This is a genomic window from Kitasatospora sp. NBC_00070, from assembly GCF_045041205.1.
In the GTDB taxonomy this organism is placed as follows: domain Bacteria; phylum Actinomycetota; class Actinomycetes; order Streptomycetales; family Streptomycetaceae; genus Kitasatospora.
This window is the reverse complement of record NZ_CP108247.1, coordinates 3,009,423-3,022,209: the sequence shown is the minus strand read 5'-3', so window position 1 is coordinate 3,022,209 and position 12,787 is coordinate 3,009,423. Positions and strand designations below refer to the sequence as shown.

Here is a 12,787-nt window from a genome sequence, read left to right as displayed (position 1 = left end):
CGGTATGAGCAGTGATCGACAGCAGCCGTCCCGCCGACCCTGGGTGGTCGGGGTCTCCGGGGCGTCCGGTACGCCGTACGCCGCCTCGGTGCTCCGGGCCCTGCTGGCGGCCGGGGAGACGGTCGACCTGGTGGTCAGCCGGGCCGCCCGGCTGACCATCCTGGACGAGACCGGCATCGCGTTCCGGGACGCGCACTGGCGGGCCGACCTGGCCGAGTGGCTGGGCACCGAGGAACTGGACGGTGTCCGGTACTGGGCGGCGGGCGACTTCGCGGCCGGGCCGTCCAGCGGCTCGTACCCGGCCAAGGGGATGCTGGTGGTCCCGGCCACCACCGGCGCGGTGGCCGGGATCGCGCTCGGACTGAGCAAGGACCTGCTCCAGCGGGCCGCCAGCGTCACCCTGAAGGAGCGCCGGCCGCTGGTGCTCTGTCTGCGCGAGACACCGCTCAACGGGGTGACGTTGAAGCACCTGGTGGAGCTGGACGCGCAGGGCGCCGTGGTGCTGCCGGCCGCGCCTGGCTTCTACGCCGGGGGCTCCACGGCCCGTGAACTGGTGGACTTCGTGGCCGGCCGGGTGCTGGACGCGGTGGGTGTGCCGCACACGCTGTACCGGCGCTGGGCGGGTGAGTTGGGCGACGGGGGGAAGGTCGCGTGAGCGGATCGGCCCGGGGAAGGTATGTTCATTGCGATATCCGGGTCGATCCAGGTGTGACGCCTTCGAATCCGGATAATGATCTGTGGGTCTGGAGAGGTTCGGAAGGACGCGGGCGGATACATGGACACGGTGGACAGACAGCTCATCCAGGCGCTCCGGGAGAACGGCCGCGCGTCCTACGCCGAACTGGGCCGCCTGGTCGGCCTGTCGGGCCCGAGCGTGACGGACCGGATCAACCGGCTGGAGCAGGCCGGGGTGATCACCGGCTACCGCGCCACCGTGAACCCGGCCTCGCTGGGCTTCGGGGTCACCGCCCTGATCGGCCTTCAGCTCACCGACGCCGCCGACCACGAGGACGTCGCGCACCGGCTCAAGGACCTCGGCGAGGTCGAGGACTGCTGGTTCATCGCGGGCGACGACTCGTACATGCTCAAGGTCCGGGTCTCCGACGTGGAGGGCCTGGAGTCGGTGGTCAAGCGGCTGTCCGGCACCAAGGGTGTCGCACGGACCAGGACCACCGTGGTGCTCTCCACCAAGTGGGAGAACCGGGTCAGTGAACTGCCTTTGGAACCAGGGGAGTAGCGGACGATGACGTTGATCGGTCTGGAGGAGCTGCGCGCCGCGCAGCAGCGGATCGCCGGAGTGGCGGTCCGGACCCCGTTGATGCCCTGCCCGTGGGCGGCGCAGGGCGACCGGGCGCTCTGGCTCAAGCCGGAGAGCCTCCAGCCGACCGGCGCGTTCAAGATCCGCGGGGCGTACAACCGGCTGGCCGCGCTGACCGGGGCCGAGCGGGCCCGGGGCGTGGTGGCGCAGTCCAGCGGCAACCACGCGCAGGCGGTGGCGTACGCCGCGCAGCTGCTCGGCATCAAGGCCGTCATCGTGATGCCGGACGTCTCACCCGCCGTCAAGGTCGACAACACCCGGGCCTTCGGCGCCGAGGTGATCCTGGTCGGTCCCGGCGAGCGGGACACCCTGCCCGCCGAGCTGGCGGAGCGGCACGGCTACGTCTGGGTGCCGCCGTACGACGACCCCTACATCATCGCGGGCCAGGGCACGGTCGGCCTGGAGATCGCCGAGGACGCCCCCGACGAGCTGGACACCGTGCTGGTGCCGGTCAGCGGCGGCGGCCTGATCAGCGGCACCGCCGCCGCGCTCAAGCTGGCCTGCCCCGGAGTCCGGGTGATCGGTGTCGAGCCCGAGCTGGCCGCCGACGCCCGGGCGAGCTTCCTGGCCGGCGAGCGGGTCAGCTGGCCCACCGAGCAGACCTACCGGACCATCGCCGACGGGCTGCGCACGCCCAGCGTCGGGGTGCTCCCGTTCGACCACATCCAGGCGTACGTGGACGACATCGTGACCGTCTCCGAGCAGGAGATCCGGGACACCGTCGCGGTGCTGGCCCGGCGCGGCCGGCTGGTCGCCGAGCCCTCGGGCGCGGTCGCCCCGGCGGCCTACTTCCACCGTGCGGCGGAGCTGGAGGGGCGGGTGTTCGGCGCCGTCGTCAGCGGTGGGAACATCGAACCGAGCCTGCTCGCGGAGCTGCTCTCCGCGTAGGCGTAGGCTCGCTTGGTCAGATCTTCAGGCACGAGGAGGCAGGTCACCGCATGGACGCAGGGCTGAAGCGTGAGCTGGAGGCGAAGGTCTACGCGGGCGAGCGGCTGACCCGCGAGGACGGGATCGCGCTCTACGAGAGCGACGACCTGGCCTGGCTCGGCGGTCTGGCGCACCACGTGCGGACCGTGAAGAACGGCGACGTGGTCCACTTCAACGTCAACCGTCACCTCAACATGACCAACGTCTGCGCCGCCTCCTGCGCGTACTGCTCGTTCCAGCGCAAGCCGGGCGAGAAGGACGCGTACACCATGCGGATCGAGGAGGCCGTCCGGCTGGCGAAGGCGATGGAGGTCGACTCGCTGACCGAGCTGCACATCGTCAACGGTCTGCACCCGACCCTGCCGTGGCGCTACTACCCGCGCAGCCTGCGGGAGTTGAAGGCCGCGCTGCCGAACGTCTCGCTGAAGGCGTTCACCGCCACCGAGATCCACTGGTTCGAGCGGATCAGCGGTCTGACGGCGAGCGAGATCCTGGACGAGCTGATCGACGCCGGTCTGGAGTCGCTCACCGGCGGCGGCGCGGAGATCTTCGACTGGGAGGTCCGCCAGCACATCGTCGACCACGAGACCCACTGGGAGGACTGGTCGCGGATCCACCGCCTGGCGCACGAGAAGGGTCTGAAGACCCCGGCGACCATGCTCTACGGGCACATCGAGGAGCCCAGGCACCGGGTCGACCACGTGCTCCGGCTGCGCGAGCTGCAGGACGAGACCGGCGGTTTCCAGGTCTTCATCCCGCTCCGCTACCAGCACGACTTCCACGACTCCAAGGACGGCGTGGTCCGCAACAAGCTGATGGCCCGCACCGAGATGGCCACCGGCGCCGAGGCGCTGAAGACCTTCGCGGTCTCCCGGCTGCTGTTCGACAACGTCCCGCACGTCAAGGTGTTCTGGGTGATGCACGGCGTCACCACCGCGCAGCTGGCGCTCAGTCACGGTGCGGACGACATGGACGGTTCGGTGGTCGAGTACAAGATCACCCACGACGCGGACAACTTCGGCACCCCGAACAAGCTGGGCCGCGACGACCTGCTCGACCTGATCCGGGACGCCGGCTTCCGCCCGGTCGAGCGGAACACCCGCTACGAGATCATCCGCGAGTACGAGGGCCCGGACTTCGGCCGCCGGGAGACCCCGCAGGCGATGCGCCTCTGACTGCTGCGTCACATCGCCCTCCGAGCCCGAACCGGCTCGGAGGGCTTTGTCGTGTTCCGAGTGGGCGTATGCTCACAGGCTCACCACACGCCAGGGGTTCCGTTCCGGCCCACGGCTTTGGAAGGATCGTCCGTATGTCCGGTTCCCATCGTGCCAAGCCCCGAAGCCGGGGCGACGTGCCCGCCGACGCGGCGGCCAGGCCCCGTGGGCACCGTCGGAAGGCGAAGAAGAAGCGTGGCGCGGGCCGCGCCCTGATGGGCAGTACGGCGATGCTGCTGGCCGCCGTCTCGGGCTGGTTCACCGTCGGCCCCGGCCGCTCCAGCACCGAGGTCGCCGCCGCCGGGATGCCGGACCGCCCGCTCCCGGACGCCTCGTCGGCCGTCCCGGACCCCGCCGCCGCCCAGGCCGGGCAGCGGACCGAGCAGCCCGCCGCCGACCGCTCGGACCGGACCGACGGCAGCGTGCTGACCATCCCCGGCCTTGGCCCGAAGTTCACCGCGCAGATCCCCGCCGACACCCGGCAGCTGGTGGTCGCGTCCGGCAAGGACAAGGACGGCTCGGACACCGCCGTCACGCTGTGGACCCGGACCGCCGACAACCACTGGAAGCCCGGCACGGTCTGGGCCGGCCACAACGCGTACAAGGGCTGGACCACCGACCACCGCCAGGGCGACCTGCGCAGCCCGATCGGCGTCTACGCGCTGACCGACGCGGGCGGCCGCCAGGCGGACCCGGGCAGCAAGCTCCCGTACGACCAGGACAAGGCGTTCGTGATCGACGGCGACGGCTTCAACGGCGAACCGCTGGCCGGCTCCTTCGACTACGTGGTGGCGATCAACTACAACCGGGTGCCCGGCACCTCGCCGCTCAGCACCAAGTACCCCGAGGGCGTCGGCAAGGGCACCGGCATCTGGCTGCACGTCGACCACGGCGGCCCGACCCACGGTTGCGTGTCGCTGCCGGAGGCGCAGATGATCGAACTGATCAAGGCACTCGATCCGGCGGCCAAGCCGATGATCGTGATGGGCGACGCGGCCGCACTGGCGGCCTGAGGTCCCGTCGGGGGCGGGGCGAAGGTCCAGGCCCACCAAGGGCTATTGTCCGGCCCCTACAGCTTCCGACCTCGGACCTTGTACCCGGGCGTCACCCACGGACTGGTCGGTAACGTTGTTGAGTGGCGGTATGACCGCCTCCCGTATCGTGTCGCTCGGCCACTTCCAGCCGCCGAAGGTCCTCACCAACGACGACCTCGCCCTGCTGGTCGACACCGACGACGAGTGGATCCGCTCCCGGGTCGGCATCAGGTCCCGGCACCTCGCCGAGGACGAGACCCTGGTCGACATGGCCACCGAGGCGGCCCAGAAGGCCCTCGCCAACAGCGGCCTGCTGCCCGAGCAGATCGACCTCGTGGTGGTCGCCACCTGCACCGCGATCGAGCGCAGCCCCAACACCGCCGCCGCCGTCGCCGCCCGGCTGGGCATCCGCTCGCCCGCCGCCTACGACATCAACACCGTCTGCTCCGGCTTCTCCTACGCGCTCGCCACCGCCGACCACGCGATCCGGGCCGGCTCGGCCACCCGGGCGCTGGTGATCGGCGCCGAGCGGATGTCCGACACCATCGACTGGAGCGACCGGACCACCTGCGTGATCTTCGCGGACGGGGCCGGGGCCGCGGTGGTGGAGGCGGTTCCTGACGAGCTGTCCGGGATCGGTCCGGTGCTCTGGGGCTCCGAGCCCGACAAGGGCGACGCCGTGGTGATCACCGGCTGGGACCCGACGATCAGTCAGCAGGGCCAGACCGTCTTCCGCTGGGCCACCACCCAGCTCGCCCCGCTGGCCCGGGAGACCTGCCGGAAGGCCGGCATCGAGCCGTCCGAACTCCGGGGCTTCGTCGCGCACCAGGCCAATCTGCGGATCATCGACGCGATCGCCAACAAGCTCGGGCTGGCCGAGGACGCGGTGGTCGCCCGGGACGTGGTCGAGTCCGGCAACACCTCGGCCGCCTCGATCCCGCTGGCGCTCAGCAAGCTGGTCGAGCGGGGGGAACTGCGGACGGGCGACCCGGTCCTGCTCTTCGGCTTCGGCGGCGGGCTCGCGTACGCGGGGCAGGTCGTCCGCTGCCCCTGAGCTTTTCCGCGGGTGCTCCGAGCCCCTGGACCGTAGACGCTCAAGCGTCTGCCCAAAGATCGGCATGCAGAAGGGGCGGCCCGGTGGGCCGCCCCTTCTTGGGGTCGGTGCGTGCTGCGCGGTCAACGTCGGCGAACCTCCCCCGAGGACACGGCCGCCGTCCGACGCGTCCCGGACAGGAAACCGGGACGGAGCACGCGGGGTGGACGGGTGGGTTACTTGGGCGGCTTCTTGCCCGTCACACCCAGGTAGACCTGGAGGGCGAGGTTGGGTTTGAGGTCCTTGACCTTCACGCCCCAGGCGGTGAAGGCCTTGGAATGCTCCGCCGCCGAGGCGAGGAGCGAGACCAGGGACCCGGAGAGAGCAGCCGGATCGACCGACTTGTCGGTCTTGGCCTGGTTGGCCTTGATGGCTTCACCGAGCGGTCCGGCCACCGAGTTGAGGACCTTCATGCGGATCTTGAAGAACCGCTTGTCCCCTTCGGCTGCACCGAGAGTGACCACTCGGAGAATGGCATCGTTCTTGCGCCAGAAGGCGAGAAATCCGTCCACCAGGTCTTCCGACGTGGTGAAGCCGGTCTTTCCCGCCCAGGACTTTCCATCGAGGAGCTCCTTGAGCTCCACGCTGTCCTCGGCCATTTCCTCGGCGATTTCGAGGACTGCGCCCTCGACATCCGGGAAGTACTGGTAGAAGGTCGCGGGGGAGGTACCCGCCATACGGGCGACGTCGATGACCTTGACGTCCCGGTAAGGCGACGTGCTGAGCATCTCGCGGAGGCAGTCGAGCAGCTTCTGCCGCGTCTCCTGTCCGCGTCGCCCGGCGACGCGACCGTCGACGGTGCGAACTTGTCCTGTCATGCCGTCAGCTTACCGTGGCACGATCTTGGCGCGATTCGGTGATGTGACTATTACTCCAGCCGGGGTGTGATCAGCCGACGGATATTCAGCTGGGCCCGCCGCGAACGATGCCCCCCCGTGTTCTGACGGAGCCCCAGCGTGACGGGGTGTCGGCTGAGGGGTGATCGGGTCGCACAGAGTGACCGTCAGGGAGCGGAGCCGTCGGTCCGTCAGTTCCGGATCGGTGCCCCGGGGTGGGATGGTGCCGGACAGCGACGATTCGCCCGGCGGCGGGGGAGATTGGATCAGGCGGGGCGGGCGTTGGAGAATCGGGGGCGGCGCACCCCGACCGGGTGGCGGCAGGACGGGGAGGTGGCAGCGGAGTGGACCAGCTTTCAGCGCACGATCCGAGGCGGATCGGGCCCTTCGAGGTGCTCGGGCGGCTCGGTGCGGGCGGGATGGGCCTGGTCTACCTGGCGCGCTCCGCGTCCGGCCGACGGGTCGCGATCAAGACGGTCCGGGGGGAACTGGCCGAGGACGAGCTGTTCCGGGTCCGGTTCGCCCGGGAGATCGCGGCGGCCAAGACGGTGGGCGGCTTCTACACCGCGGCCGTGGTGGACGCCGACGCCGACGCACCGGTGCCGTGGCTGGCCACCGCGTACGTGCCCGCGCCTTCGCTGGAGGAGCTGATCGGGCACTGCGGGCCGCTCCCGGTGGACGCCGTCCGCTGGCTGATCGCGGGCATCGCCGAGGCCCTGCAGTCCATCCACGCGGCCGGGTTGGTGCACCGCGACCTCAAGCCGTCCAACGTGCTGGTGGTCGAGGACGGCCCCCGGGTGATCGACTTCGGGATCGCCGCCGGGGTCTCCAGCTCCCGGCTCACCATGACCAACGTCGCGGTCGGCACGCCCGCGTACATGTCGCCGGAGCAGGCCAAGGACAGCCGCAGCGTGACCGGGGCCAGCGACGTGTACTCGCTCGGTTCGCTGCTGGTCTTCTGCGCCACCGGCCACGCCCCCTACCGGGGTGCCAACCCGGTGGAGACGGTCTTCCAACTGCTCCGCGACCAGGCCGACCTGTCCGGGCTGCCGGTCGAGCTGGCCGACCTGGTCCGGGCCTGCATGCGGCCCGCGGCGGAGAACCGGCCGACGCCCGCGCAGATCCAGGCCGAGCTGGCCCCGCACCTGTTCTCCCGGGACGACGCGGCCGGCGAGGCGGGGGACTGGCTGCCGACCGTCGCGCTGGACCTGATCGAGCGCAAGCGCACCCGGCGGACCGTTCCCTCGGGGGCACCCGCCCGGGTGGCGCCGGTGCCGCCGCAGCCGCCGGGACCCGCCTCGGTGGCCACTGAGAAGATCGCCGGCCGCCGGGCCCCGGCCGCTGGGGAGATCCGGCTGGCCGGTGCCGCCGTGCCGATAGGGCCCGGGCCGCGGGCGGAGGCCGCCGCCGTGACCGGGGCCGCCGCACCCGGCACGGACTGGGTCCGGCGGGCCGCCCCGACCGCTCCGCCCGCGCCCCGGTGGCGTCCCTGGCGGTTCCGGATGTCCAACGACGTCTGGGGCACCCCGGTGGTGGCCAGCGGCACCCTGTTCGTCTCCAGCTTCGAGGTGCACGCCCTGGACATCGGCTCCGGGCAGCGCCGCTACAAGACCCGCGACGTGGCCTGGGCGCTGGCCGTGGACGCCGGCCGGGTGCACGCCGCCGACGGTCCGCACCTCTACACGGTGGACGTGGCCGACGGCACCGAGCGCTGGCGCAACTCGCTGGACGGCTGGATCTACTCGCTGGACGCCGCCGACGGCGTGCTCTGCTGCGGCGTCAGGGGCGGTGGCGTCCAGCTCCGTTCGGCCGCCAGCGGCGCCGAGCTCTGGCGGGCCGACGACGCCCAGCAGGACTACGAGAACCCGCAGTCCGGGCCCGCGCTGGTGGCCGGTGCGGCGTACTACTACGGCGGTGGGCGGCTGCGCTGCGTCGATCCGCGCGGTGGGCGGCTGCGGTGGGCCTTCCAGGTCGGCGAGGAGGTGCCGTCCCGGCCGGTCGAGCAGGGCGGGACGCTGTACCTGACCTCCGGGACCCGGGTGTACGCCCTGGACGCCGCGACCGGGGCCGAGCGGTGGCGGTTCGAGGCGGCGGTGGTGCTCTTCACGCCACCGGCGGTGGACGGCGGGGCGGTGTTCGTCGCGGACTACCTCGGGACGGTCTACTCGCTGGACGCCGCAACGGGTCGCGACCGCTGGCGGGGGCGGACCGGCCGGCGGCAGGGGGCCGAGCCCGTGGTGGTCTCGGCCGGCACCGTGCTGGTCGGGGCCGGGGACACCCTGCACGCCTTCGACACCGGCTCCGGGCGGGAGCGGTGGCGCTACAGCGCACGCGGCGAACTGGTCGGGTCCCCGGCCGTCGCCGACGGCCTGGTCCACCTGGGCAGCCGGGACCACTCGCTGCACACCCTCGACCTGACCACGGGGCAGCTCCGCTGGGAGCTCGGCACCAAGGGCGAACTCACCGGCTCCCCGGTGGCGGTCGGTGGTCGGGTCTTCGTCGGGAGCAAGGACCGCTGCGTCTACGCCCTCGACGCCTTCTACGGCACGGCGGTGCCCAACTGACCCACAGGCTCAACCGGTTACGGCCTGGGCAGGCGCTCGGCTTTTGGCAGGGCGTTCGGGGCTACGGTCCAGGGGCTCGGGGAACTGCGAGGAGATCTGGCGTTCGGGTCACTGCGAAAGTGCCTGACCACTCCTGAACGGATCACCTTTCCCGAGGCCGGCGTCGCAGTTCCCCGAGCCCCTGACGCCGTAGCGGGTTGAGGCCGGAGCGCAGGCGTCCTAGCGGTGCTGCCAGGCGGACCAGGCGGAGGTGACCATGGCGTCGAGGTCGTAGCGGGCGCGCCAGCCGAGTTCGCGGTGGATCAGGTCGGCGGAAGCCACCACGCGGGCGGGGTCGCCGGGGCGGCGGGGGGTGACCTGGGGGGCGGTGGGGTCGCCGGTGACGCGGGCGATGACGGCGAGCATCTCGGCGACCGAGACGCCTTCACCGCGACCGATGTTGAGGGTGAGCGCGATCGGTTCACCGCCCGCGTCCAGGCGGGCCGCTGCGGCGACGTGGGCGGCGGCGATGTCGGCGACGTGGATGTAGTCGCGGACGCAGGTGCCGTCGGGGGTGTCGTAGTCGTCGCCGAAGATCAGCGGGGGCTGACCGTCGGTCAGGCGCTGGAAGACCATCGGGACCAGGTTGGAGACGCCGTCGTCGGCCAGCAGCGGTGACGAGGTGCCGGCCACGTTGAAGTAGCGGAGCGAGACGGTGGAGAGGCCGTGGGCCCGGCCGACGGAGTTGACCAGCCACTCGCCGGCGAGCTTGGTCTCGCCGTAGGGGTTGATCGGGGCGCACGGGGTGGTCTCGGTGACCAGGTCGACGTCGGGCATGCCGTAGACCGCGGCGGAGGAGGAGAAGACCACGTTGCGGACCCCGCCATCGACGGCGGCGGCCAGCACGGTCTGCAGACCGGTGAGGTTCTCCCGGTAGTAGAGCAGGGGTTCGGCGACCGATTCGCCGACCTGCTTCTTGGCGGCGACGTGCACCACGCCGGTGATCCCGTGCTCGCGGATCGTGGTGTCGAGCAGGGCCCGGTCCAGGGTCGAGCCGATGACCAGCGGGACACCGGACGGGACCCGGTCGGCCGCGCCGCTGCTGAGGTCGTCCAGGACGACCACCGGCCGGCCGGCTTCGGCCAGTTGGTGCGCGACATGTCCGCCGATGTAACCGGCTCCGCCGGTGATCAACCAGGTCATGGCGGAAATCCTATGCGGGAGGCGGGCCGGCCCGGGCCCGGGCGGTGACGGCGCGTCGGTTCCAAGGAAACGGACATTTCGGTGCAATACTGCCCAATGCTGTCCGCGTACGGAACCGGAGGAAGCTCAGGTGCACCCCAAGAAGGAACCCACCCGCCCGATCCCGGCGGGTCCCCGGCCGACCGGTCCCCGCCTGCTGTTCTCCGGGGCGGCACTGGTGCTGGCCGCCGCCCTGGTCACCGGCTGCAGCAGTGGCGGCTCCTCCTCCTCGGCCAGTGCCTCGGGCAGCGCCACCGCCCCGGCGTCGCCCAGTGGCAACCAGCTCCAGGACGACTACCAGAAGGTGATCGCCAACGTGCTGCCCTCGGTGGTGCAGATCACCACCGCCAGTGGGCTCGGCTCGGGCATCGTGTACGACACCAAGGGCAACATCGTCACCAACGCCCACGTGGTCGGCAGCGCCAAGACCTTCACCGTCACGCTGGCCAACAGCAACAAGGCGCTGGAGGCCACCCTGGTCGGCAGCTACCCCGAGTCCGACCTCGCGGTGATCAGGCTCGACAGCCCGCCGAGCGGGCTCAAGCCGGCCGTGTTCGGCGACTCCGGCAAGGTCGAGGTCGGGCAGATCACGCTGGCCATGGGCAGCCCGCTGGGGCTCTCCTCCAGCGTCACCCAGGGCATCGTCTCGGCCACCGGCCGGACGGTCTCCGAGCCCAAGGGCGGTGACTCGCCGGGCGCCACCATCGGCAACATGGTGCAGACCTCGGCCGCGATCAACCCGGGCAACAGCGGAGGTGCGCTGGTCAACCTGGGCAGCCAGGTGATCGGCATCAACACGCTGGCCGCCACCGACCCGGACATGAACGGCAGTGCCGCCCCGGGCATCGGCTTCGCCATCCCGGCCGCCACCATCACCAACATCGCCGACCAGCTGATCAAGGACGGCAAGGTCGCCAACTCCGGCCGGGCCGCACTCGGCGTCACCGCCCGGACCTACTTCGACGCGGACTTCCGGCCGGCCGGCGTGGCGGTCGTGGCGGTCACCGCGGGCGGCCCCGCCGCCTCGGCCGGGCTCCAGCCCGGTGACGTGATCACCAAGGTCGGCGACACCACCGTCACCAGCATGAACGGCCTCACCACCGCGCTGGCCGCGCTGCAGCCCGGCGCCAAGGTCACCGTCACCTACCAGCGGGACGGCGCGACCAAGACCGCCGAGGTCACCCTCGGCAGTCTGTAGCCGCAGAGACTGCCGTGCCCGGCAGGCCACCCACCGCGCAAGGGGGGTACGGCCTGCCGGGCCCGGCGCTGTCGTACCGTCAGCGGGCCACCCTGGTCCGCCAGGGGAGCTCGACGGTGATCGCGGTCGGGCCGCCGGCCGGGCTGTCGACCACCAGCAGGCCGTCCACCGCGCCGATCCGCTCGGTCAGGCCGGCCAGGCCGCTGCCCGGGTAGGAGGCGGCGCCGCCCTTGCCGTTGTCCTCGACCCGGACCATCAGGCGGTCGGCGACCTGCCAGACCTCCACCGAGGCGGACCTGGCACCGGCGTGCTTGGAGACGTTGGTGAGCAGCTCGCTGACGGTGAAGTAGGCGATGCCCTCGACGGCCGAGTCGGGCCGGCCCGGCAGGTCGACCTTCACCGTGACGCCCTCGGGGACGGTGCAGCGGGCGGCGATCGCGGAGAGGGCGGCGTCCAGCCCACGGTCCGTCAGGACCGCCGGGTGGATGCCCCGGGCCAGGTCGCGGAGCTCCTGCAGGGCGAGCTTCACCTCGCCGTGCGCGGCCCCGACCATGGCGGCGGCCGCCACCGGGTCCTCGGTGAGCTTCTCCTTGGCCAGGCCGAGGTCCATCGCCAGCGCCACCAGCCGGGCCTGGGCGCCGTCGTGCAGGTCGCGCTCGATCCGGCGCAGGTCGGCGGCGGCGGTGTCGACCACCGCGCCCCGGTCGTCCTCCAGTTCGCGGACCCGCTCGGAGAGCGGGTTCGGGCTGAGCAGACTGTCCACCAGCATCCGGTCCACGGTGGACAGGAAGCGGGCCGCCCACGGCAGCAGCGGCCAGCCGACCAGCACCAGCACCACGGTCAGGGTGAAACTGATGATCCCCCAGGGCAGCAGCAGCACCGCGTAGAGCGCCGAACGCCAGCCCAGCGCGTCGGTCAGGGCGGCCGACACCCGGCCCGCGGGGCCCGGGCGGGTGACCCGGACCGGCGGGGCCTCGGTCATCTCCAGGCCCAGCGCCAGCGCGCAGCGCTTCCGGGCGAACTGGCCGAAGCCGCGGCAGCCGGCCAGGCCCGCGGCCAGCAGGGGCAGGCCGACCACCGTCACGGCGAGGGCCAGCCCGACGCTCAACAGCGTGACCGTGAAGGTGAATCCGGCCAGCCCGAGCGGCAGGTTGAGCAGTAGGTGCTGTACCTGGCGCCAGAGCTTCGCCCCGTAGAGCGGGGGACGGTCCGGGGTCTCCTTCATCATGCACCAAGCCTCTCGTAGAACCTCTGCGCCCAGCATCCCGGCTCGGGGCGGCCCCGGACCATGGGGGCAGTTGGCATTCCGGGGGTGGGGATATCCCCACCACGGCGTGTCTTACGGGTCGGGCAGGGGGTCAGCGGAGCGGGGCGCTGCACTT

Annotated in this window: 11 protein-coding genes; 8 read left to right on the top strand and 3 right to left on the bottom strand. The window is 71.8% G+C overall.

Annotated elements, in window-relative coordinates:
* Positions 1–4 precede the first annotated feature (4 nt).
* The 6 genes from OHV05_RS13870 (at position 5) to OHV05_RS13845 (ending at position 5,547) form a co-directional block, all read left to right on the top strand.
* Positions 5–655: a UbiX family flavin prenyltransferase gene (locus tag OHV05_RS13870; RefSeq protein WP_405017916.1), complete on the top strand. Its 651-nt coding sequence runs from the start codon at positions 5–7 to the stop codon at positions 653–655.
* Positions 656–775: 120 nt separating this feature from the next.
* Complete coding sequence (locus tag OHV05_RS13865) at positions 776–1,237, top strand: Lrp/AsnC family transcriptional regulator (RefSeq protein ID WP_057231532.1); 462 nt, start codon at positions 776–778, stop codon at positions 1,235–1,237.
* 6 nt (positions 1,238–1,243) lie between these two features.
* Positions 1,244–2,206: a threonine/serine dehydratase gene (locus tag OHV05_RS13860; protein ID WP_405017915.1), complete on the top strand. Its 963-nt coding sequence runs from the start codon at positions 1,244–1,246 to the stop codon at positions 2,204–2,206.
* A 50-nt stretch (positions 2,207–2,256) separates the two neighbouring features.
* A complete protein-coding gene (gene mqnE / locus OHV05_RS13855; RefSeq protein WP_403036412.1) occupies positions 2,257–3,420 on the top strand; it encodes an aminofutalosine synthase MqnE in 1,164 nt (387 codons plus the stop codon).
* A 134-nt stretch (positions 3,421–3,554) separates the two neighbouring features.
* Positions 3,555–4,472, top strand: a complete 918-nt coding sequence (locus OHV05_RS13850; protein WP_405017914.1) for a L,D-transpeptidase family protein — start codon at positions 3,555–3,557, stop codon at positions 4,470–4,472.
* A 130-nt stretch (positions 4,473–4,602) separates the two neighbouring features.
* On the top strand, positions 4,603–5,547 hold the full coding sequence (locus OHV05_RS13845) for a beta-ketoacyl-ACP synthase III (RefSeq protein WP_405017913.1): 945 nt from the start codon (positions 4,603–4,605) through the stop codon (positions 5,545–5,547).
* A 215-nt stretch (positions 5,548–5,762) separates the two neighbouring features.
* On the opposite strand, the gene OHV05_RS13840 is transcribed toward OHV05_RS13845, so the two are convergent.
* Positions 5,763–6,404 carry a TetR family transcriptional regulator gene (locus OHV05_RS13840; protein WP_184918376.1) on the bottom strand — a complete coding sequence of 214 codons (642 nt, stop codon included), beginning with the start codon at positions 6,402–6,404 and terminating at the stop codon, positions 5,763–5,765.
* Positions 6,405–6,766: 362 nt separating this feature from the next.
* On the opposite strand from OHV05_RS13840, the gene OHV05_RS13835 reads away from it, so the two are divergent.
* Positions 6,767–8,986, top strand: coding sequence for a PQQ-binding-like beta-propeller repeat protein (locus OHV05_RS13835; protein WP_405017912.1), 2,220 nt, complete (start codon positions 6,767–6,769; stop codon positions 8,984–8,986).
* A 219-nt stretch (positions 8,987–9,205) separates the two neighbouring features.
* On the opposite strand, the gene galE is transcribed toward OHV05_RS13835, so the two are convergent.
* Complete coding sequence (gene galE, locus OHV05_RS13830; RefSeq protein WP_405017911.1) at positions 9,206–10,168, bottom strand: UDP-glucose 4-epimerase GalE; 963 nt, start codon at positions 10,166–10,168, stop codon at positions 9,206–9,208.
* Between the two features lie 160 nt (positions 10,169–10,328).
* On the opposite strand from galE, the gene OHV05_RS13825 reads away from it, so the two are divergent.
* Positions 10,329–11,405 (top strand): S1C family serine protease, encoded by a 1,077-nt coding sequence (locus tag OHV05_RS13825; protein ID WP_405021459.1) that lies wholly within the window; start codon positions 10,329–10,331, stop codon positions 11,403–11,405.
* 79 nt (positions 11,406–11,484) lie between these two features.
* On the opposite strand, the gene OHV05_RS13820 is transcribed toward OHV05_RS13825, so the two are convergent.
* On the bottom strand, positions 11,485–12,633 hold the full coding sequence (locus OHV05_RS13820; RefSeq protein WP_405017910.1) for a sensor histidine kinase: 1,149 nt from the start codon (positions 12,631–12,633) through the stop codon (positions 11,485–11,487).
* Positions 12,634–12,787 lie beyond the last annotated feature (154 nt).